22 protein-coding genes and 1 tRNA gene are annotated in these 19,510 nt (G+C 67.3%); 13 read left to right on the top strand and 10 right to left on the bottom strand.

The genetic code is table 11. From position 1 onward, the window contains the following. Positions 1–87: 87 nt before the first annotated feature. Positions 88–1,305, bottom strand: a complete 1,218-nt coding sequence (locus BBJ41_RS11045) for an MFS transporter (protein WP_069746466.1) — start codon at positions 1,303–1,305, stop codon at positions 88–90. A 266-nt stretch (positions 1,306–1,571) separates the two neighbouring features. Between BBJ41_RS11045 and BBJ41_RS11050 the strand changes: the two genes are divergently transcribed. The 3 genes from BBJ41_RS11050 to BBJ41_RS11060 all read left to right on the top strand — a co-directional run bounded on the left by BBJ41_RS11050 (position 1,572) and on the right by BBJ41_RS11060 (position 4,276). Next, positions 1,572–2,231 (top strand): HugZ family pyridoxamine 5'-phosphate oxidase, encoded by a 660-nt coding sequence (locus tag BBJ41_RS11050; protein WP_069747665.1) that lies wholly within the window; start codon positions 1,572–1,574, stop codon positions 2,229–2,231. A gap of 354 nt (positions 2,232–2,585) precedes the next feature. Beyond that, the gene (locus BBJ41_RS11055) at positions 2,586–2,879 is read left to right on the top strand and encodes an H-NS histone family protein (protein WP_006491875.1); all 294 of its coding nucleotides are present in this window, start codon (positions 2,586–2,588) and stop codon (positions 2,877–2,879) included. A gap of 239 nt (positions 2,880–3,118) precedes the next feature. Continuing rightward, positions 3,119–4,276 (top strand): cation diffusion facilitator family transporter, encoded by a 1,158-nt coding sequence (locus BBJ41_RS11060; protein ID WP_069746467.1) that lies wholly within the window; start codon positions 3,119–3,121, stop codon positions 4,274–4,276. A 36-nt stretch (positions 4,277–4,312) separates the two neighbouring features. Here BBJ41_RS11060 and BBJ41_RS11065 read toward each other — a convergent pair whose 3' ends face one another. From BBJ41_RS11065 to BBJ41_RS40335, 4 genes are all read right to left on the bottom strand, one after another. Further along, entirely contained in the window at positions 4,313–4,783 is a 471-nt protein-coding gene (locus BBJ41_RS11065) for an Lrp/AsnC family transcriptional regulator (RefSeq protein WP_006477376.1), read from the bottom strand. A gap of 79 nt (positions 4,784–4,862) precedes the next feature. Further along, the gene (locus BBJ41_RS11070) at positions 4,863–5,522 is read right to left on the bottom strand and encodes a 3'-5' exonuclease family protein (protein WP_069746468.1); all 660 of its coding nucleotides are present in this window, start codon (positions 5,520–5,522) and stop codon (positions 4,863–4,865) included. Next, positions 5,519–6,163 (bottom strand): MBL fold metallo-hydrolase, encoded by a 645-nt coding sequence (locus BBJ41_RS11075; protein ID WP_069746469.1) that lies wholly within the window; start codon positions 6,161–6,163, stop codon positions 5,519–5,521. Before BBJ41_RS11075 ends, BBJ41_RS11070 begins: the two co-directional genes overlap by 4 nt. A 257-nt stretch (positions 6,164–6,420) precedes the next feature. After that, positions 6,421–6,702, bottom strand: coding sequence for a hypothetical protein (locus BBJ41_RS40335; RefSeq protein WP_156814769.1), 282 nt, complete (start codon positions 6,700–6,702; stop codon positions 6,421–6,423). Positions 6,703–6,818: 116 nt separating this feature from the next. Between BBJ41_RS40335 and BBJ41_RS11080 the strand changes: the two genes are divergently transcribed. Next, the gene (locus tag BBJ41_RS11080; protein WP_069747666.1) at positions 6,819–7,427 is read left to right on the top strand and encodes a septal ring lytic transglycosylase RlpA family protein; all 609 of its coding nucleotides are present in this window, start codon (positions 6,819–6,821) and stop codon (positions 7,425–7,427) included. 78 nt (positions 7,428–7,505) lie between these two features. Here BBJ41_RS11080 and rsmI read toward each other — a convergent pair whose 3' ends face one another. After that, positions 7,506–8,384, bottom strand: coding sequence for a 16S rRNA (cytidine(1402)-2'-O)-methyltransferase (gene rsmI / locus BBJ41_RS11085; RefSeq protein WP_069746470.1), 879 nt, complete (start codon positions 8,382–8,384; stop codon positions 7,506–7,508). Between the two features lie 46 nt (positions 8,385–8,430). On the opposite strand from rsmI, the gene BBJ41_RS11090 reads away from it, so the two are divergent. The 5 genes from BBJ41_RS11090 to BBJ41_RS11110 all read left to right on the top strand — a co-directional run bounded on the left by BBJ41_RS11090 (position 8,431) and on the right by BBJ41_RS11110 (position 10,889). Continuing rightward, on the top strand, positions 8,431–8,859 hold the full coding sequence (locus tag BBJ41_RS11090; protein ID WP_175972735.1) for a YraN family protein: 429 nt from the start codon (positions 8,431–8,433) through the stop codon (positions 8,857–8,859). Positions 8,860–8,985: 126 nt separating this feature from the next. Continuing rightward, positions 8,986–9,570 carry an SIS domain-containing protein gene (locus BBJ41_RS11095; protein ID WP_069746472.1) on the top strand — a complete coding sequence of 195 codons (585 nt, stop codon included), beginning with the start codon at positions 8,986–8,988 and terminating at the stop codon, positions 9,568–9,570. 17 nt (positions 9,571–9,587) lie between these two features. Beyond that, positions 9,588–10,388: a BON domain-containing protein gene (locus tag BBJ41_RS11100; RefSeq protein ID WP_069746473.1), complete on the top strand. Its 801-nt coding sequence runs from the start codon at positions 9,588–9,590 to the stop codon at positions 10,386–10,388. Beyond that, the gene (locus BBJ41_RS11105; protein ID WP_069746474.1) at positions 10,385–10,747 is read left to right on the top strand and encodes a c-type cytochrome; all 363 of its coding nucleotides are present in this window, start codon (positions 10,385–10,387) and stop codon (positions 10,745–10,747) included. The genes BBJ41_RS11100 and BBJ41_RS11105 overlap by 4 nt, the downstream gene beginning before the upstream one ends. Positions 10,748–10,813: 66 nt before the next feature. After that, positions 10,814–10,889: transfer RNA gene (locus tag BBJ41_RS11110), tRNA-Ala, on the top strand. Positions 10,890–10,995: 106 nt separating this feature from the next. Here the strand turns inward: BBJ41_RS11110 and BBJ41_RS11115 are convergent. Beyond that, the gene (locus tag BBJ41_RS11115) at positions 10,996–11,307 is read right to left on the bottom strand and encodes a hypothetical protein (RefSeq protein WP_069746475.1); all 312 of its coding nucleotides are present in this window, start codon (positions 11,305–11,307) and stop codon (positions 10,996–10,998) included. A gap of 296 nt (positions 11,308–11,603) precedes the next feature. Here BBJ41_RS11115 and BBJ41_RS11120 point away from each other — a divergent pair, with 296 nt between their 5' ends. The 4 genes from BBJ41_RS11120 to BBJ41_RS11135 all read left to right on the top strand — a co-directional run bounded on the left by BBJ41_RS11120 (position 11,604) and on the right by BBJ41_RS11135 (position 15,428). Continuing rightward, a complete protein-coding gene (locus BBJ41_RS11120; protein ID WP_069746476.1) occupies positions 11,604–12,098 on the top strand; it encodes a hypothetical protein in 495 nt (164 codons plus the stop codon). A 72-nt stretch (positions 12,099–12,170) separates the two neighbouring features. Next, positions 12,171–12,869: a PspA/IM30 family protein gene (locus tag BBJ41_RS11125; RefSeq protein ID WP_069746477.1), complete on the top strand. Its 699-nt coding sequence runs from the start codon at positions 12,171–12,173 to the stop codon at positions 12,867–12,869. A 33-nt stretch (positions 12,870–12,902) separates the two neighbouring features. After that, entirely contained in the window at positions 12,903–13,562 is a 660-nt protein-coding gene (locus BBJ41_RS11130) for a YqiJ family protein (RefSeq protein WP_069746478.1), read from the top strand. Between the two features lie 90 nt (positions 13,563–13,652). Next, entirely contained in the window at positions 13,653–15,428 is a 1,776-nt protein-coding gene (locus BBJ41_RS11135; RefSeq protein WP_232036101.1) for a flotillin family protein, read from the top strand. A gap of 98 nt (positions 15,429–15,526) precedes the next feature. Here the strand turns inward: BBJ41_RS11135 and BBJ41_RS11140 are convergent, their stop codons facing one another. The 3 genes from BBJ41_RS11140 to BBJ41_RS11150 all read right to left on the bottom strand — a co-directional run bounded on the left by BBJ41_RS11140 (position 15,527) and on the right by BBJ41_RS11150 (position 19,469). Beyond that, entirely contained in the window at positions 15,527–16,924 is a 1,398-nt protein-coding gene (locus BBJ41_RS11140) for an enolase C-terminal domain-like protein (RefSeq protein ID WP_069747667.1), read from the bottom strand. A gap of 62 nt (positions 16,925–16,986) precedes the next feature. Next, a complete protein-coding gene (locus tag BBJ41_RS11145; protein ID WP_069746479.1) occupies positions 16,987–18,327 on the bottom strand; it encodes an MFS transporter in 1,341 nt (446 codons plus the stop codon). A gap of 200 nt (positions 18,328–18,527) precedes the next feature. Beyond that, the gene (locus BBJ41_RS11150; protein WP_236872018.1) at positions 18,528–19,469 is read right to left on the bottom strand and encodes a LysR family transcriptional regulator; all 942 of its coding nucleotides are present in this window, start codon (positions 19,467–19,469) and stop codon (positions 18,528–18,530) included. Between the last annotated feature and the right edge of the window lie 41 nt (positions 19,470–19,510).

Consider the following 19,510-nt stretch of genomic DNA (forward strand, 5'->3'; position numbering starts at 1 on the left):
GTAAAAAGCGGTCAACAGAAGGGGCGAAAGCGCGCATGCGGCAACGCATGCGCGCTTTCTTTTTGGCGACTCCCGACCGCACTGCCGTCAGATCTTCAGGTGCGAGAGCACCTTCGGCGCGATGGCCGCGACGAGCGCCGCGCACAGCGCGACGACCGACAGGCCGATCGTCAGGTTCGCGGCCTGCGCGACCGCGCCGATCACGACCGGACCGAACAGCAGTCCGAAATACGCGAGCCCGGCCACGTGCGCGAGCCCTTCGGCCGCGTGGATGCCTTTCACGCGCGCGGCGGCAGCGAACAGCACCGGCATCATGTTCGCGAGGCCGAGGCCCATCAGCGTGAAGCCGGTCAGCACGGCGGCCGGATACGGCAGCAACAGCGCGCCGATCATCCCCGCGCACGCGAGCGATGCGCTCGCGAATACGAGCTGCGGCGCGCCGAAGCGGGCGCGCACGGCGTCGCCCGCGAAGCGCGCGATGGCCATCCCGCCCGAGAACGCCGCGTACGCGGCGCTTGCGAGCGCGGGGCTCGCCGCAACGACGTCGCGCATGTAGACCGTCGCCCAGTCGTACATCGCGCCTTCGGCGATCAGCGCGACAAGCGCGATGCCGCCGAGCATCCACAACGCGGGCGAGCGCCAGCGGTTGCCGCCGCCGTGCGCGTGTTCGTGATGCGGGACGTGCGGCAGCACGGCCGGGCTCGCGGCCACGAGCACCGCGGCGCTCACCGCCGCCGCGAGCGCGAGATGCACGGCCGGCGCCATGCCGGCCGACAGCAGCGCGCCGCCGGCCGCCGCGCCCGACATCCCGCCGATGCTGAACATCCCGTGCAGCGACGACATGATCGGCTTGCCGAGCGCGATCTCGACCGCGCTGGCCTCCGCGTTCATCGCGACGTCGAGCGTCGCCATCGAGAAGCCGAACAGCGCGAGCACGGCGAGCAGCATCCAGTAGTCGGGTACGACGAGGATCAGCGCCGCGCACGCGGACATCACGAGCCCGCCCGCGAGGCACGCGGTGCGCGAGCCGACGCGCGTGATCCAGCGCGCGATGGTCAGCATCGCGGCGATCGACCCGGCGGCGACCGCGAACAGCGCGATCGACAGCAGCCCCGGGCTCAGCGCGAACTTGTCGCGCACGGTCGGCACGTGCACGCCCCATGACGCGTACATCATGCCGGCGACGAAGAACAGCGCCATCGACGCGGTGCGTGCGCGCTGGCGGGCCGGGAGCGGCAGCACGCGGTGCGCGTCGGGCGGGGCGGCGAACGGGGACGACGATTCGGGGGAGGAGGATTCGGACACGGAAGGCTCGTCAAGGAATGTGCGGACGCACGCGGCGCCCGTCGGAACCGCTCGATTCTATCGAACCGCTTACGATTCTGCCGGGCCCTGGCCGTTCGGCCGATGATCCAGCGCGTCCGGCCGTGTCCGGGCCGCATCCCGGCCGGGTCGAGGCCATCCGGCACAGCATCGGCCGTCCGGCCGATACGCGGTGGGGCGCGCCCGCGGGTAACATCGAAGCGCATGCGGCGTGTCCGACGCGCCGCCCTTCGACCGCAGGAGTCTTCTTGAACATCGATCCCGCCTTCGCCCTGCATCTGCTGCACCGCTGCGCGCTCGGCACGCTCGCCACCCATGCGCGCGATCCGGAGGGTTTCCCGTATCCGACGGTCGTCCCGTTTGCACCCGATGCAAACCATCGGCCGGTGATCCTCGTGAGCGGCCTCGCCGAACACACGCGCAATCTCGCCGCCGATCCGCGCGCGGGTTTCCTCGTCGTCGACGCGCCCGGCGGCGACGTGCTGAACGCCGAGCGCGCGACGCTGCTCGGCCGGTTCGTGCCGCTTGGCGACGATCCGCATGTCACCGCGCGCTACCGGCGCTACGAGCCTGACGCCGCGCGCTATCTCGCGCTCGGCGATTTCACGTTCTGGGCGCTCGATGTCGAGCGGCTGCGGTATATCGGCGGCTTCGGGCGGATGGGCTGGGTGGACGGCACGACGCTCGATGCGCTGCCGCCGCTCGCCTTCGACGAGGAAGCGGCGCTGTGGGACGCATACGACGCCGGCGATGCGCGTCGCGACGGGCTCGAATTGCTCGGTGTCGATCGCCACGGCGCCGACTGGTGCCGCGACGGCCGCCGCGTGCGCACGCCGTTCGATGCGCCGCAGGCCGACGCCGGCGCGCTGCACGACCGGCTGATTGCGTGTGCGCGGGATGTGACGTGACGTCGCGGGTACCGGTTTGTCCGTTTAGCAATACGCTCGATCTGATTTTCGCAAAGCTGTCGTCTGATGAAAGCTTTGATTTTCCATATGCAGGGTAATTGCGTATGTTGATAGACCTAATGGCCGATCGCTAATGTCCTAATCTCTGTGTAGCAACGTAAAAATTTGAGAAAAGGCCGCGGCCGGTCAAAATGACATGCGCGAATTACAATTGATCTCGGGATTTTCATGAATCCCGCTTCTATCAATTCTTTTTTGTGCTAATCTCTGCCTTCGAAAATCCGAGGCACATATATTTCATGAATGGTGAGCTGGCTGCAGACCGGCGCCATTGGTCAGATAGAAAGGAAAACTATGTCTTCTTACAAGGACCTGCTGGCCCAGCGGGAGAAGCTGGAGAAGCAAATCGAAGAAGCGAAGTCGCGTGAATACGCTGAAGTGCTGAATGACGTGAAGCAGAAAATCGCCGACTACGGCTTTTCGCTCGCCGAACTCGGTCTCAGCCGCGCGAAGGCAGGCAAGGTTGGCCGTCCGCGCGCAGGCGTGGCTGCGAAATACCGCGATCCGGAAACGGGCGCGACGTGGTCGGGCCGCGGCAAGCCGCCGCGCTGGATCGCAGGCAAGAACCGCGAACAGTTTGCAATTTAAACGTTTGTTTAAGTTGTCTGCTCGAAAGAGCCGCGTATCCGTTCAGGAGCGCGGCTTTTTTGTTTTCGGACGCTGGCCGGTACACAAGCGTTGTCACGAAAATGTAAGAATCCTGTGTGAATGAAAATACGACACGTTCGCATAAGCGGTTGATTTAAATGGAGAATTTGTGGGTATTGGAAGGGTTTGCGGAGCGCCTTTGATAGAATTGCGTATCGCATACCGATATCTCATATTTCATGTCCACGTTTTCCGGCGACGTACAAAGCGCAGATAAGCACGCAGTTGCGCGCAAGAGCACGCTCGTCAGTATTGTGCTGAATGTCGTGCTTGCGACATTTCAGATCGCCGTTGGCGCGATTGCGCATTCGCAGGCATTGATTGCCGACGGCGTGCATTCGATTTCCGATTTGATCTCGGATTTTGTCGTGCTGGTTGCGAATCGGCATAGCGGCGCATCGCCGGATGCCGACCACAATTACGGACACAGCCGCTACGAGACGGTCGCGTCGCTGTTTCTCGGCGCGATCCTGATCGCGGTCGGCATCGGCATGCTCTGGCGGGCCGGCGACCGGCTCGTTAATCTCGAAAACATCCCGGCCGTGCATTTTTCCGCACTGATCGTTGCGCTGACGGTGCTCGTGTCGAAAGAGGCGTTGTTCCGGTACATGCTGCGCGAGGCGCGGCGCGTGCGTTCGGCGATGCTCGTTGCGAACGCATGGCATGCGCGTTCGGACGCCGCGTCGTCGCTCGTCGTCGCGATCGGCATCGTCGGCAGCCTGGCGGGCGTGCGGCTGCTCGATCCGATTGCGGCGGCGATCGTCGGCTTCATGGTGGCGCGCATGGGCTGGACGTTCGGCTATGACGCGTTGCAGGATCTTTCCGACCGCGCGCTCGACACGGCCGACACGGCCGAGATTCGTGCGCTGCTCGCGGCGACACCCGGCGTGCGCGACGTGCACGACCTGCGCACGCGCAAGATGGGCGATGCCGCGCTCGTCGACGCCCACATCCTCGTCGATCCGAAGATCTCCGTCTCCGAAGGGCATTACATCGCCGAGACCGCGCGCGCACGCGTGCTGTCCGACCCGCGCGTGCTCGACGCGCTGATCCATGTCGACCCGGAGAACGATGCGGCGCGCCGTCCGGCGCTCGCGCTGCCGCCGCGCGGCGAGATCGCGGCGCGGCTCGAGGCCGCGCTTGAGCAGCGCGGGCTGCGCACGGTGGCGATCAACCTGCATTACCTGAGCACGGGGCTCGAGATCGACGTGACGCTCGCCGGCGATCCGCACGATACCGATGCGGTGCTGGCCGGCCGGCTCGACGTCGACGCGCTGAAGCGCGAGTTCGGCGCGCGCCGGATCGGCTTCACGCGCGCGTTGCCGTCACAGGCGTGACGAGGGGAGGCGTCCGCGAAAGCGGGCGCTTCGCGGTTACAGCGGCAGTTGCGTATCGAACTTGATTTCGCGCAGCACGACGCTCGTGCGCACCTGCGACACGGCCGGGATCTTGAAGATGCGTTCGTGCAGGAACACGTCGTAGGCCTTGATGTCGGGCGCGACGATCTTGAGGATGTAATCGGCTTCGCCGGTCGTGCTGTAGCACTCCGTGACTTCCGGGCAGGTCGCGATCTCGCGCTCGAACTGTTCGACGCCGCCTTCGTTGTGGCGGGTCAGGTGGACGTGCGCGAGCGCGCAGACGTGCAGGCCGAGCTTCTCGCGATCGAGCAGCGCCGTGTAGCGCTGGATCACGCCCGACTGTTCCATGTCCTTGATGCGGCGCCAGCATGGCGTGCTCGACAGGCCGACCTGGTCGGAGATTTCCTGAACGGAACGGCGCGCGTCGAGCTGCAACAGGCGAAGGATTTTTTGCGAAAAGGAATCGAGCGTCACCTGCGCCTCCATGCGGCAGCTACAACACGCTGAATGTTAGAGGGCCGGGAAAGGAAAGGCAATCTGATGCGGCGCTGCTGAGCAAGATTCGCTAATTTGCCCGTGGATCCGTTGGGATTTGCCCCGCCCCCGCGTTCTCCGGCCGATCGGTGTCGGACACGGCGAGGCCCGCGAGCGCGGCTTGCTGCCGGCGCAGGTCGGCGAGCATGTTGCAGAACAGCGCGCCTTGCTCGATCGCGTCGTCGAGCGCGACGTGCGTGTGCGGATGGTCGTCGAACCAGTGTTTCGGAAAGCGCGGCTTGATCGCCTTGCGGTACGGCAGCCCCGTGATGGCGAACGCGAGCGTCTTGATGTCGAGCGCCGACCACGAGAACGGGCAGCGTCCCGCGAAGCGCATCATGTACCAGAACATGAACGTGAAGTCGAAGCCGGCCGGCATCGCGACGAACACGGGCTTGCCGGGCAGCGCCTCGACCCAGTCGACGTACGCGACCAGCGCCGCCTCGGGCGCCTGCAGGTCGCGCCGGCAGGCGGCCCAGGCTTCGGGCTCCGTCTTCCACCATGCTTCCTGCACCGGGTGCGCCTGCGCGCCGGGCAGCGTCTCGAGGTTCGCCGAGAACGTCGCGATCAGCTGCTTGTCCTCGGTATAGGCGGCCGACGCGAAGCTCAGCATCGAGTGCGGGCCGGGAATCGGGCCGTCGGCCTCGACGTCGGTGCTGACGTAGATTTCCTGGATGGCGGTCTGGTTCATCCGAACACCTTGTCGGACACGAACGGGTTCGTGCGGCGCTCGTCGCCGAACGTCGACACCGGGCCGTGGCCCGGCACGAACGTGACGTCGTCGCCGAGCGGCCACAGTTTCTCCTTGATCGAACGGACGAGGTCCGCGTGATTGCCGCGCGGGAAATCGGTGCGGCCGATCGAGCCGGCGAACAGCACGTCGCCGACGATCGCGACGCGATGCGCGCGGCTGAAGAACACGACGTGGCCGGGCGTGTGGCCGGGGCAGTGATAGACCTCGAGCGTCTCGTCGCCGAACCGCACGGTGTCGCCGTCGTTCAGCCAGTGGTCGGGCTCGAAGATGTCGGCGGCCGGAAAGCCGAAGCGCTCGCTCTGCATCGGCAGCTTCTCGATCCAGAAACGTTCTTCTTCCTGCGGCCCCTCGATGGGCACGCCGTAGTGCGTCGCGAGCGTCTTCGCGCCCGCGCAGTGATCGATGTGCCCGTGCGTGAGCAGCACCTTCTCGACCTGCACGTTCTGTCGCGCGACTTCCTGTTCGATCCGGTCGAGATCGCCGCCCGGATCGACGACGGCGGCGCGGCCCGTCTTCTCGCAGACGAGCAGCGAGCAGTTCTGCTGGAACGGCGTGACCGGAATGAGCGTGACTTTCATGGAGGCACCGGCGGCTAAAAGGAGCGATTGTACCGGTCGCGCGCGCTGCCTGCCGCCCGCGCGGCGCACGTCGGGACGCGCAGGTTCGGGCATTCCCGGAGCATCCCGATTGTTACAGCCATAGTGAGAATCAATGGTGCGGGCGGGGTGCTTTTCGGGTGGACCTTTTGATTTATGTATAATGCGCCCCATTGCGCGTGAATTTCACGCAATTCGCTGGTGTTTCGGCCCCGTTAAAAGAGGCGTCTGAATCACCGTCAAGCATCAGCCGCCGGGAAGTCCGGCGGTGTATCCAGCACCGAACATTCGGTGCTCACGTCTTGTCCGGCCGGGTGCTGCGCGCCCGCCTGCGGCCCTGCTGCCGCGCCGCCGGATGAGGCCTGTGCCGCCGTTCCTGTGCGTTGGTCGTTTCGACGCGCGCGAACGTGAAAGCCATGTTCGATGGCGGCATGTGGGGTCTGGTCAGGCTGTGGGGACAGGTTGCGCCAGACGTGAAAGCTAATCAGGACGGTTGCGGCATAGACGAAAGCCGCGCCCATGCTAGCCGCCTGCTCGCATTCGAGCGGGGCGTGCACGCATTTGCCGTCCGGGCCGCATGCCTGCGTTGTGAAGCAGCGTGTTGAAGGTGCGGCCCGAACCAGAAGGCGACACGTCGATGAACGTACGATTTCCGAGCCGATTCGGGACTATTGCATTATTTTTTGCGTTGACGGGCTGTGCGGTGCCACCCAGCCAGACCACCGGAAGCGCGAACCAGAAGAACGCGGTCGACAAGACGGCCGCTGCCGCGAAGGCGGACAACGACAAGCAACTGAACTTCGATTCCGCGCTGGCATCGATGCCGGCTGCCGACAGCAAGGACGCGAAGAAGTCGTCGCTGGCGGAGGCCGAGCCGATCGACGGCAAGGACGTGTCCGACTTCCGTCAGACCGGCCGGGCGTCGTGGTACGGGAAGGATTTCCACGGCCGCCGCACCGCGAACGGCGAGCGCTTCAACATGAACGCGCTCACCGCCGCGCACCGCACGCTGCCGCTGTCGTCGTACATCAAGGTGACGAACGCATCGACCGGCAAGTGGGTCGTCGTGAAGGTCAACGATCGCGGGCCGTTCAAGCGCGGCCGCGTGCTCGACCTGTCGTATGCGGCGGCCAAGGTGATCGGCCTCGTGCACGCCGGCACGGGCCGCGTGAAGATCGAAGGGCTGTCGCCGCAGGAAGCGCGCGAGGCACGCGACGAAATGGTCGCGTCGAACTCGGCGAAATAACGCGGCGGTTCGTCCGCTCATGCACAAAGGGCTGCCTTCCGGCAGCCCTTTGTCGTTTCCGCGCGGCGCCGTCGCGCGTCAGCCTTCCTTCAGCGCGAGCGCGCGCGCATACAGCGTGTTGCGCGACGCGCCCGTCAGCGCGGCCGCGAGCTTCGCCGCACTCTTTACCGGCACTTCTTCCAGCAGCAGCCTGAGCAGCGCGTCATGCGCGGTGTCGTCGGCTTCGCCGCTCGTCGCCGGCGCGCCTTCGACGACCAGCACGAACTCGCCGCGCTGACGGTTCGCGTCACCGGCGAGCCAGGTCTGTCCTTCGGCCAGGGTGCCCTGGAACAACTGCTCGTGTAGCTTGGTGAGTTCGCGCGCGATCAGCAGCCGGCGCGCGGGGCCGAATGCGTCGGCGAGTGCGGCGACGGTTTCGGCGATCCGGTGCGGCGCTTCGTAGAACACCAGCGCATACGGATGCGACACCAGCGCCTGCAACGCACTCGCGCGCTGCTTGGCCTTCGGCGGCAGGAAACCCGCGAACGTGAACGCGCCGGCCCAGCCTCCGGCCACGCTCAGCGCGGTCACGGCCGCGCTCGCGCCCGGTAGCGGGATCACCGCGAAGCCGGCGGCGCGCACCGCGTCGACGAGCCGCGCGCCGGGGTCCGAGATGCCGGGCGTGCCGGCGTCCGATACGTAGGCCACGCGTTCGCCGCCGCGCAGCAGGTCGATCACGCGTTGCGCGGCTTCGCGTTCGTTGTGCTCGTGCACGGCAACCAGCGGCTTCGAGATCCCGTAGCGGGCGAGCAGCTGGCCGGTGTTGCGGGTGTCTTCGGCCGCGATGCGGTCGACGAGGCCGAGCACGTGCAGCGCGCGCAGCGTGATGTCGGCGGTATTGCCGATCGGCGTGGCGACCACGTAGAGCGCGGCGTCCGGGTAGTGCTGCGTATGCGCGAGTTCGAGGAGGGCAGTCATGGCAGGCAATGCACGCAATCGCGGCGCAAGCGGAACAAGGACGGCATTGTGCCACGCGGCGCCGGCGCGGCCGGACGGCGGGCGCGGTTTGCCGCGTGCGGGCGACAACTTTTCCGGCGCGGCGCGATCCAAGCCGGTCGGCGCGGCGTTCGAACAGCGTGCGCGGCAGTTTCTCGAGCGCCGCGGCCTCGTGTTCGTCGCCGCGAACGTGACGATGCGCGGCGGTGAGCTCGATCTCGTGATGCACGAGCCCGACGGCATGCTGGTGTTCGTCGAAGTGCGCGCGCGGCGCAGCGCCCGGCATGGCGGCGCGGCCGCGAGCGTCGGCTGGCGCAAGCGGCGGCGTCTGGTCGCGGCCGCGCTTCAGTTCTGGGCGCGGCACGGCGCCGGTGCCGCGTGCCGTTTCGACGTCGTCGCGTTCGAGGCCGGGCGGCTCGTGTGGCTGCGCGACGCATTTCGTACCGACGATGCGTAGCCGCGAGCTGTGACGAGATGTAAAGAGTTCATGCCGGACCCCCGGAGAGCGTGCCGGAGTACGGTAAACTCGCCGCACCCACGATGTCGCGCGATGCGTGTCACGCGCCCAGTTCACCAGGAATCGATGTCAGTCGAACGTATTCAGCAACATTTCCGCGACAGTGCCGCGCTTCACGCCGAAGCGGCCGATGCGCTGTCGCTGCCGATCGCCGCTGCGGTCGACGCGATGTTCGCCGCGTTGGCGAACGGCAACAAGATCGTCGCCTGCGGTGACGGCCCGTCGGCCGCCGCCGCGCATTACCTCGCCGTGTCGCTCGTCGGCGGCTTCGAGCGCGAGCGTCCGGGCCTGCCCGCGATCGCGCTGGCCACCGACGCATCGCAGGCCGGCCTCGCGGGCGCCGCGGCCGCCGAGCAACTGTTCGCGCAGCAGGTGCGCGTGCTCGGCCAGACCGGCGACATCCTGCTGGTGCTCGATCCGAGCGGCGCATCGCCGCGCGTGCTCGCGGCGATCGACGAGGCGCACGAGCGCGAGATGACCGTCGTCGCGCTGACGGGCGGCAACGGCCACACGGTCGCGGCCGCACTGTCCGACACCGATATTCCGATCAGCGTGCCCGCCGTTCGCGCGGCGCGCATCCACGAAGTCCATCTGCTGACCATCCAGTGCCTGTGCGACGGCATCGACGCGATGCTGCTGGGTGAGGATTGAACGAAGGAGAGCCGTCGATGAATCAAAGCCGCGTCAAACAGACGCTCGTCAGAACCACGCTGCTCGCCGCGCTGACGGCGGGCCTCGCCGTGTCGCTGCAGGGTTGCGTGCTCGGGGTCGTGGGTGCAGCGGCCGGCGGCGGCGCGCTGATCGCGACCGATCGCCGTACGCTCGGCGCGCAGACGGAAGATCGCGAGATCCAGGTCAAGGCGCTGTCGCAAATCAACAGCGGGCTGCCCGACCAGTCGCACGTGAACGTGACCGTGTTCAACCGCCGCGTGCTGCTGACGGGCGAAGTGCCGAACGATGCGTCGAAGCAGCGCGCCGAGGAAATCGTGCGCAGCATCAACAACGTGAACGGCATCGTCAACGAGCTGTCGGTCGAACCGGCGGCGTCGTTGTCGTCGCGCGCGAACGACTCGTATCTCGAAGGGCGCGTGAAGTCCGAGCTGATCGCGACGAAGGGCATTTCGGCGAACTACTACAAGGTCGTCAGCGAGCGCGGCAACCTTTACCTGATGGGCCTCGTGACGGTCGACGAAGGCAATCGCGGCGCGGAAGCCGCGAGCCAGGTGCCGGGCGTCGAGAAGGTCGTGAAGGTGTTCCAGTACGTGAAGCCGCAGGACGCGCAGGCGCTGCAGGCCGCGTCGCCCGCAAGCGGCGCGTCCGGCGCGCAGGCTGCCGCGGCGCCGGCGGACACCGCGACGGTCGGCGCCGTGCCCGACGCGTCGGTGCAGGCCACGCCGTTGCAGCCGCCCGCGCCGATCTCGAATTCGTCGAGCGTGCACCCGGGCAACCCGAAGGCGCCGTCGCAATGAAGATCACGCAGATGAAGCAGATGAAACGGTGGATGGCGCAGGGCGGCGCTGCGATGGCGCTCGTGGCCGGCACGCTGGGCGCCGCGCACGCGGATGTCGGCGACGGCCTGAAGGTCGCGCGCGGCAATGCATGCATGGGCTGCCACGCGGTCGACCGCAAGCTCGTCGGCCCGTCGTTCAAGGATATTGCGGCCCGCTACAAGTCCGATCCGCAGGCCGTGGCGAAGCTGTCGAAGAAGGTGAAAGAGGGCGGCTCCGGCGTCTGGGGCGCGATTCCGATGCCCGCGCATCCGCGCATGAGCGACGCCGACGTCCGTTCGGTGGTCGAATGGGTGCTGGCTGGCGCGCCGTCGAAGTGACGCGTTCGGGTTGATGTAACCCCTATTGCCAAGCGTCAAAATGCGTGTGTATGATGGTTGACTGTTGGGGCGGTAGCTCAGCTGGGAGAGCGTCGCGTTCGCAATGCGAAGGTCGGGAGTTCGATCCTCCTCCGCTCCACCAACGGAATTCGAAAGGCCTGATCGTGAGATCGGGCCTTTTTGTTTTCTGCGGCGACTGGCGGGCTGCGTCTGCGCTGCTTTCGGCGTGGCGTGGCGTGGCGTGGCGGTTAGGTCAGCAGTTCGTGCGCGAGCCTGAGTGTCGGCACCGACAGCACGGCGAACGCCACCGTAATGGCTGCGAGAATCGCCGTTCTGTTCCGCAGCAGCACGCAGATGCCAATCGACAGCACGTAGAACGCGCCGGTCAGCAGAACCACCCACCAGAGCGCCGCGTAACCTGCGCCGCCTTCGAAATTCGATACGTTCCGCGTCATCCAGGTCGCGCCATAGCCGGCGAGGGTCATGCTCGCAGGCAGGCACAGCACCGAATACAGAATGAAGACGATGATCTGCCGCGGTGTCGGGTCGGGAGACGTCATGGCGGGCGATTCTATTCGGGTGGATGGAGGCGCTGAGTCGACACGCGGCGCGGGCCGGTCAGGCAGCCGGCAGGATGCGGGCGTTTCCGGTGTTTGGCAACAGCCGTCCATCGCCGCCGTCCGTCATCCACGCTCGAAACTCCGCCATTTTGTATTTCGAAGGACTCGATGGAAAGATCGGGCCCTCCTTGTTTCAGGCGACACCAGCACCCCGAATTCATCCCGAAATACAAACGTATACATTTGCATACGAACGCACTATGCTTTGAGCAATCGACTCGAAGGGGCTGAACGTCATGCAAACCGTATCGGTACGAATTCCAGAGGACGATCTCGCGTGGCTGGTCGAGCTGCAATTGCCGGATGCGGCGAGTCCGAGCGACAAGATTCGCGCGCTGATTGCCGATGCGCGCCGCCGGGTCAAGGGAGCGCACGACTTCGTGCGTTGCGCGGCACTGTTCAGGGAGCAGGTGCGGCCGGTGCTCGACGCGATCGACGCGTACGAGCACGCCACGCACCAGCGCTCCGAAATCGTGACGCTGCTCGCGTCGCAACTCCCGGAACTGATGGCCAGCCTCGTGACGGCGGCGCCGCCCGGCAAGCCGATCGGCGAGGCCGCCGGCGAACTTGAAGCGCGGCTGACCGCGAAGAGCATGCGCCTGCTGCTCGGCCTGCTGCGCCTTGCCGTGACCGGCAATCCACCCGCCTACCATCCTGCCGTGCTCGATTCATACGTGCACGAGGTGAAGGAACTGGCGAGCCTCGTCCAGCCGGCTCAGGCAAAACCGTGAGCGGCCTGCGAAGCCCGCGTTTGACGGTCGGGCCGGCGTGGTCCGTCTGAATTCCTGAAGGAGTGACAAGTCGTGACGACAGAACATTTCGGTATCCGAGTCAAAAGGCTGTTGACCGCGAACGTACACGCGCTGATCGGTTCGCTGGAAAGCCGTATGCCGCAAGCGATCCTCGAGCAGTACCTGCGTGAATTCGACGAGGTGATCGCGCAGGCGCGCGTGGTGCTGGGGCGGCACGAGGCCGCGCGCTACCAGGCCGCCAAGGCGATCGCGCGCATCAACAACGAGATCGAGCGGCTGAACGACCTGATCGGTACCGCGCTCGCCCGCAACGACGATGCGGCCGTGCGTGCCGGCGCGGAACGGCAAATCGAGCTGGAGGACCAGCTTGGCGTGCTGCAGCAGTCGCTTCACGAGGCGAGCGAGCACGCGCAGGTCGCCGAGGGCGATCTGCTGGGCCTGCGCGCGAAGCGGGCGGAGATGGAGGCGGGGCTGAGCGAACTGATCGCGGCGCGCGCGGCCGCGCCCGCCGACGGCGAACGCCGCACGGAAGCCGCGGCCGGCGGCGATCCGAGGGCGGAGCAGCTCGAACGGGGTTTCAACCGGACGATGGCCGGTGCGACCGGGGCGACGGGGTTGGGCACCAGCCCCTCGTCGGCCGACCCGTCGCTGTTGTATCGTCTTGAAACGCTGCACAAGGAACAACGGATCGAGGAACGCGTCGCCCGCCTGAAGTCGCAATCCGGAAAGCCGGCGGACGACATGTCCTGATGCATCGTTTCCGAACCTGAGAGCAAAACGATAATGACTTCTTCACTGATGCTGCCGGGCAACGCTCCGTTCGTCGTCGCGATCGCGCTGATGATCGTCATCGGGGCGCTGGAGTGCGTGTCGATGCTGCTGGGGCTGAGTCTGACCGAGCATGCGGGCAACCTGCTCGTCATGCATTTCGGTCTCGATCATGCCGATAGCGGCCCCGACGTCGGCGTCGTCGGCCAGTTTCTCGGTTGGCTGCATGTCGGCCGGGTGCCGCTGCTGATCCTGCTGATCCTGTTCCTGCTCGGCTTTTCGGTTCTCGGGCTCGCCTTGCAGACATCGCTGCAGGCCGTCGCCGGTTTCATGCTACCCGACGCGCTGGCCGTCGGGCTGGCGGCGGTCGCGGCGCTGCCGTTCGTGCGTCACACCGGGAAGTTCATCGCGCGCTTTCTCCCGCAAACCGAAACCACGGCGGTCTCCGAGGCCGATTTCATCGGCCGCACCGCGCGAATCGTCACCGGCGAAGCGTCGCTCGGCAATCCCGCCGAAGCGCGGCTCGTCGACGAACACGGCCAGCAGCACTACGTCCGGGTGGAGCCCGACGAGGCCGGCCGGACTTTCGCGAAAGGCACGACGGTTCTGCTCGTGTCGCGCATTTCGGGTTCGCGTTATCACGCAATCGAAAATCCCCGGCCCGAACTGCTCTGAATCCCGTTTAGCCAGGCGGCCGCCGCTCCGGGCGGCGCGGGCTGGCGCACCTTGCTGTCACCATCCGTACACAGGAGTCGAACAAACATCATGATGAATGCACTCTCATTCTGGGGCGCTGTCGCATTGGCAGTGGTGGTGGGTATCTGCGTGATCGGCATGATTTTCGCGCGACTTTACGTGCGCGCGTCCGCGGAGCGCGCCTTCGTCCGCACGGGGCTCGGCGGGCAGAAAGTGATCATGAGCGGCGGCGCGGTGGTGCTGCCGGTGTTTCACGAGGTCATCCCGATCAACATGAACACGCTGAAGCTCGAAGTGAGCCGCGCGACGCGCGACAGCCTCATCACGAAGGACCGGATGCGCGTCGACGTGGTCGTCGCCTTCTTCGTGCGGGTCGCACCGACCGAGGAAGGCGTGTCGACCGCCGCGCAGACGCTCGGCCAGCGCACGCTCGCGCCGGAAAACCTGCGCGCGCTCGTCGACGACAAGTTCGTCGATGCGCTGCGCTCGACCGCCGCGCAGATGACGATGCAGGATCTGCAGGACGCCCGCGAGAAATTCGTGCAGGGCGTGCAGAACACGGTCGCGGAAGATCTGACGAAGAACGGGCTGGAGCTGGAAAGCGTGTCGCTGACCAATTTCAACCAGACGTCGAAGGAATACTTCGATCCGAACAACGCGTTCGACGCCGAAGGCCTGACGAAGCTCACGCAGGAAACCGAGCGGCGCCGCAAGGAGCGCAACGAGGTCGAGCAGGACACCGAGGTGGCCGTGCGTGAAAAGAACCGCGACGCACTGTCTCGCAAGCTCGAGATTGAGCAGCAGGAAGCGTTCATGAAGCTCGAGCAGGAGCAGCAGGTCAAGACGCGTTCGGCCGAGCAGAACGCCCGCATTGCCGCGTTCGAGGCCGAGCGTCATCAGGAGGCGGAACAGAGCCGGATCGTTGCCGAGCGGCAGGTTCAGGAATCCGAGATCCAGCGTGAGCAGGCGCTGCGCACCCGCAAGGTGGAAGCGGAGCGCGAAGTGCGCGTGAAGGAGATCGAACAGACGCGCGTCACGCAGATGGCGGCGATCGAGCAGGCGAAGGTGACCGAAATCGCGCAGCAGGAAAAGGAGATCGTGATCGCGGAGAAGTCGGAGGCGCAATCGCAGGCGCAGGCTCGCGCGAGCGCATCGCTTGCGGACGCGGTGCGCGCCGAGCAACTGGTCGAGACGACGCGCAAGACTGCCGAGGCGGATCGCGCGAAGCAGGTCGCGCTGATCGAAGCGTCCCAGGAGGCGGAAACGCAGGCGGTCCACATCACGACGCAGGCCCGGGCGGAGCGGGACGCGGCCCAGATGCAGGCGGCCGCGATGGTCGAGCTGGCCGAGGCGGCGCGCAAGAAGGGGCTCGCGGAAGCTGAGGCGCAGCGTGCGCTGAACGACGCGATCAACGCGCTGTCGTCGGACCAGACCAGCCTCAAGTTCAAGCTCGCGCTGCTGCAGGCGTTGCCGGGCGTGATTCAGCAGACCGTCGAGCCGATGAAGTCGATCGACGGCATCAAGATCATCCAGGTCGACGGGCTCAATCGCAACGGCGCGGCGGACGGCGGTGCGTCGGCCGCGGCAGGCGGCAATCTGGCCGAGCAGGCGATGTCCGCGGCGTTGTCCTATCGCGCGCATGCGCCGCTGATCGATTCGCTGCTCGGTGAAATCGGCCTGTCCGGCGGATCGCTGCAAGGAATGGTGCCGGGGGTCCATTCGGTCAAGCCGGCGGTGGGTCCCGCACCGGTGGCACACGCCGCTCCGGTGTCGCACGCCGTACCGGTGACGCACCCCGCACCGGCCGCCGCCGCTGCGCGCGAGGGCGGCCCCGAAACCGCATAACGCGGAACGCGTAACGCACGATAGCGGCGCAACGACCGCCGGCCAGGCTGGCGGTCACGCAGGATCGACCGGTTTTCCTGCCGCCCGCCCGCCGCCCCTCACCCCCGCCCGAAACTCGGCCGCTTCGGGTCGTACGTCCACCCCGGCACGAGATAGCGCATCGCGACCGCATCGTCGCGCGCGGTGCTGCCCACCTCGTTGTACAGCGCATGCGCGGCCTCGACTTGCGCCATGTCGAGTTCGATCCCGAGCCCCGGCCGCTCCGGCACGGCCACCTTGCCGCCGACGATCGCGAGCGGCTCGTGCGTGAGCCGCGCGTCGCCTTCCTGCCAGATCCAGTGCGTGTCGATCGCGGTGATCGTGCCGGGCGCGGCGGCCGCCGCATGCGTGAACATCGCGAGCGACACGTCGAAGTGGTTGTTCGAGTGCGACCCCCACGTGAGCCCCCAGTCGCGGCACAGCTGCGCGAGCCGCACCGAGCCCTGCATCGTCCAGAAATGCGGGTCGGCGAGCGGGATGTCGACGGCCTGCAGCCGCACCGCGTGATCCATCTGCCGCCAGTCGGTCGCGATCATGTTGGTCGCGGTCGGAATCCCCGTCGCGCGGCGGAATTCGGCCATCACCTCGCGGCCCGAATAGCCGTTTTCCGGTCCGCACGGATCTTCCGCGTAGGCGAGCAGGTGGCCCTGCCCGCGGCACAGTGCGATGGCCTCGTCGAGCGACCACGCGCCGTTCGGGTCGAGCGTCGCGCGTGCGTCGGGGAAACGCGCCTTGATCGCCGCGATCGCTTCCATCTCGTCGGCGCCGGTCATCACGCCGCCCTTCAGCTTGAAATCCGCGAAGCCGTAGCGCTCGACCGCGGCCTCGGCCTGCCGCGCGATCGCGGCCGGCGTCAGCGCCGCTTCGTTGCGCAGCCGGAACCACGGGTCCGCCGCATGCGTCTCGTCGCGATACGGCAGATCGGTGCGGCGCCGGTCGCCGATATAGAACAGGTACGCGAGCATCGGCACCGCGTCGCGCTGCTGTCCTTCGCCGAGCAGCGCGGCGACCGGCACGTCGAGATGCTGGCCGAGCAGGTCGAGCAACGCGGCCTCGATCGCGGTGATCACGTTGTCGAGCCGCAGGTTGATCTCGTGCGGCTGGCGCAGCACGGCCGCCTCGCCGGCCGACGTCACCTCGTGCCGGATCGTGCGGCCCGCGCCCGCACCCGAACCGGCGAGTGCCGCGCGCACCGCGTTGAGCGTCGCCTGATAGCGTCCGATCGACTGGCCGACGACGAGATCCGTCATCCGTTCGAGCGCGTGGCGGATGCCTTCGCCGCCGGGCACTTCGCCGACGCCCGTGCGTCCGCTGCTGTCGTCGAGGATCACGAGGTTGCGCGTGAAGTACGGCGCGTGCGCGCCGCACAGGTTGAGCAGCATGCTGTCGCGGCCGGCGACGGGAATCACCTGCATGCGCGTGACGCGCGGGGTGCCGGCACGGCTGGCTTCGGACATCGGTTCGCTCCTGGTTCCGGTGGCGCGCGGGCCGCCGGATGAGCCGGCGCGGCCCGTGCGGTTCAATGAAGCTCGACGCGGCGGATCTCGCCGACGACGAACACGTAGCAGATCACCGCGACGAGCGCGTGCGCGACGACGTAGACGAGCGCGCCGTTGAACGAGCCGCTGCGGTCGACGATGTAGCCGATCGCGATCGGGGTCGTGATGCTCGAGAGGTTGCCGCAGGTGTTGAGCAGCGCGCCGCTCAACCCGGCGATCTGGCGCGGCGCGGTGTCGGCGTTGACGGCCCAGCCGAGCGCGCCGAGCCCCTTGCCGAAGAACGACAGCGCCATGAACAGCACGACGAGCACGTGCGAATCGGTGTAGTTGCAGACGATCATCGACATCGACAGCAGCATGCCGATCACGATCGGCACCTTGCGCGCGACCGACAGCGACCGGCCCTGCTTGAGCAGTGCATCGGACACGATGCCGCCGAGAATCCCGCCGAGGAACCCGCACACGGCCGGGATCGACGCGACGAGCCCCGCGTTGAGGATCGACATCCCGCGCGCCTGCACGAGATAGACGGGAAACCACGTGATGAAGAAATAGGTGAGCGCGTTGATGCAGTACTGCGCGACGTACACGCCGACCAGCATCCGGCTCTTCAGCAGCGCCTTCACGTGACGCATCGACGGGCCGCCGCCGTGCGCGCCCGTCGCCTGGTCGATGTTGACGAGCGCGCCGCCTTCGGCGAGGTAGTCGAGTTCCGCGCGGTTGATGTTCGGGTGGTCCTTCGGGTCGTACATCGTGCGGTTCCACACCGCGACGAACGCGAAGCCGAGCACGCCCATCACCGCGAACACCGATTGCCAGCCGAACGCGTGCACGAGCCAGCCCATCAGCGGCGCGAACACGACGGTCGCCGCGTACTGCGCGGCGTTGAAGATCGCCGACGCGGTGCCGCGCTCGGCGGCCGGGAACCACGCGGACACGATCCGGCTGTTGGCGGGGAACGACGGCGCCTCGGCCGCGCCGACCAGGAAGCGCAGCCCGAACAGCAGCGCGAACGCGGCCGCGCCGCCGAAGAAGCCGATCGCACCCTGCATCAGCGTGAACAGGGACCAGAAGAAGATGCTGAACGCATAGACGACACGCGACCCGTAGCGGTCGAGCAGCCAGCCGCCCGGCAGTTGCGCGATCACGTACGACCAGCCGAACGCGGAGAAGATGAAGCCGATCTGCACGTGGCTCAGGTGCAGCGCGCGGGCGAGGCTCGGGCCCGCGATCGCGATCGCCGCGCGATCCGCATAGTTGATCGTCGTGACCGCGAACAGGACGGCCAGCACGAGCCAGCGCACGCGCGTGCGCCGGGCCGTTGCCGACGCGGACGCCGGCAGCGCGTGAAGCGGATTCATGACTGTCTCCTCCGAATGGCGGAAGGTGCCGTCGTGCGGCAGGCGCGTCGGGTGCGCGCATTGTGTGTGCCGGTGCCGCCGACCGGAGGCCGGGCGCCGGACGCCGATGCCGTAAAGCAGGGCGTCCGGGCCATTCTGTCATGTCGAAATTTGCGCTTTCATGCCAATTGCTGACTTGATCGATTCAGCATTTGAATCGATCAAGTCAGTCGCTCGCCCGGGCGCGCGTCGTCCGCCTCGTCCGCCTCGTCGACACCGTCGCCATGATGGCGCGCCACGTGCCGCACGAGAAACTCGACGGCCGCGCGCACGCCGGGCAACTGGCCGCGCCGGTGCGGCATCAGCAGCGTCGTCGTGACGGCGCCGGCCCGCCAGCCGGGCAGCACGCGCACGAGCGCGCCGGACGCCAGCGCGTCGCTTGCGATCCAGTCGGGCAGGCAGGCCAGGCCGAGGCCGGCCATCGCCGCCTGCAGCAGCAGCGTCGATTCGTCGGCCTGGAGGCGGATGCGCGGCGTCACGTCGACGGTGTCGCCACCGCGTTGCAGACGCCACGGCTGCTGGCCCGGGTGGAGCCCGTCGTGCCGCGCGAGGTCGGCCGGCTCGTGCGGTGCGCCGGCGCGCGCGAGATAACCGGGCGACGCAACGACGACGATCGGCGACGTCGCGAGCGGCCGCTGCACGAGCGCGGAATCGGGCAGCGGGGCGAAATGGCTGCGCACCGCGATGTCGAAGCCTTCCTGCGCGATGTCGACGAGGCGGTCGCTCGCATGAATCTGCAGCAGCAGCTTCGGGTGTGCGATGGCCAGCGCCGGCAGGCAGGGTGCGAGGATGTGCTGCGCAACCGGCACCGAGCTCGTGATCCGCACGATGCCGGCGGGCTCGGCGGCCTGCCGCAGCACCGCGTCGCGCGCGCTCTCGGCCTCGATCACGGCCGCGCGCGCGTGCTCGAAGAATTCGGCGCCCACCGGCGTCAGCCGGAAGCTGCGCGACGTGCGATGCACGAGCCGCGCGCCGAGCGTGCGCTCGAGCTCGGCCACGCGCTTGCTGACCGTCGATTTAGGCAGGTCGAGCCGGCGCGCGGCCGCCGACATGCTGCCCGCATCGACCGCCTGCACGAACAAGTAGAGATCGTTCAGATTCACTGTCAGCGTCCACCAGAAGAAACGACGGGTTTCGATTTTAG

It is taken from the genome of Burkholderia stabilis (genome assembly GCF_001742165.1).
Lineage (GTDB): Bacteria > Pseudomonadota > Gammaproteobacteria > Burkholderiales > Burkholderiaceae > Burkholderia > Burkholderia stabilis.

What these genes read in the sequence shown, in the direction of transcription:
- BBJ41_RS11100 (WP_069746473.1), top strand. Translation starts at nt 9,588, where the DNA reads ATGAATCAAAGCCGCGTCAAACAGACGCTCGTCAGAACCACGCTGCTC.
- BBJ41_RS11130 (WP_069746478.1), top strand. Translation starts at nt 12,903, where the DNA reads ATGACTTCTTCACTGATGCTGCCGGGCAACGCTCCGTTCGTCGTCGCG.
- BBJ41_RS11115 (WP_069746475.1), bottom strand. Translation starts at nt 11,307, where the DNA reads ATGACGTCTCCCGACCCGACACCGCGGCAGATCATCGTCTTCATTCTG.
- BBJ41_RS11095 (WP_069746472.1), top strand. Translation starts at nt 8,986, where the DNA reads ATGTCAGTCGAACGTATTCAGCAACATTTCCGCGACAGTGCCGCGCTT.
- BBJ41_RS11135 (WP_232036101.1), top strand. Translation starts at nt 13,653, where the DNA reads ATGATGAATGCACTCTCATTCTGGGGCGCTGTCGCATTGGCAGTGGTG.
- BBJ41_RS11070 (WP_069746468.1), bottom strand. Translation starts at nt 5,522, where the DNA reads ATGAACCAGACCGCCATCCAGGAAATCTACGTCAGCACCGACGTCGAG.
- BBJ41_RS11060 (WP_069746467.1), top strand. Translation starts at nt 3,119, where the DNA reads ATGTCCACGTTTTCCGGCGACGTACAAAGCGCAGATAAGCACGCAGTT.
- BBJ41_RS40335 (WP_156814769.1), bottom strand. Translation starts at nt 6,702, where the DNA reads ATGGGCGCGGCTTTCGTCTATGCCGCAACCGTCCTGATTAGCTTTCAC.
- BBJ41_RS11065 (WP_006477376.1), bottom strand. Translation starts at nt 4,783, where the DNA reads ATGGAGGCGCAGGTGACGCTCGATTCCTTTTCGCAAAAAATCCTTCGC.
- BBJ41_RS11055 (WP_006491875.1), top strand. Translation starts at nt 2,586, where the DNA reads ATGTCTTCTTACAAGGACCTGCTGGCCCAGCGGGAGAAGCTGGAGAAG.
- BBJ41_RS11145 (WP_069746479.1), bottom strand. Translation starts at nt 18,327, where the DNA reads ATGAATCCGCTTCACGCGCTGCCGGCGTCCGCGTCGGCAACGGCCCGG.
- BBJ41_RS11105 (WP_069746474.1), top strand. Translation starts at nt 10,385, where the DNA reads ATGAAGATCACGCAGATGAAGCAGATGAAACGGTGGATGGCGCAGGGC.
- rsmI (WP_069746470.1), bottom strand. Translation starts at nt 8,384, where the DNA reads ATGACTGCCCTCCTCGAACTCGCGCATACGCAGCACTACCCGGACGCC.
- BBJ41_RS11120 (WP_069746476.1), top strand. Translation starts at nt 11,604, where the DNA reads ATGCAAACCGTATCGGTACGAATTCCAGAGGACGATCTCGCGTGGCTG.
- BBJ41_RS11140 (WP_069747667.1), bottom strand. Translation starts at nt 16,924, where the DNA reads ATGTCCGAAGCCAGCCGTGCCGGCACCCCGCGCGTCACGCGCATGCAG.
- BBJ41_RS11080 (WP_069747666.1), top strand. Translation starts at nt 6,819, where the DNA reads ATGAACGTACGATTTCCGAGCCGATTCGGGACTATTGCATTATTTTTT.
- BBJ41_RS11075 (WP_069746469.1), bottom strand. Translation starts at nt 6,163, where the DNA reads ATGAAAGTCACGCTCATTCCGGTCACGCCGTTCCAGCAGAACTGCTCG.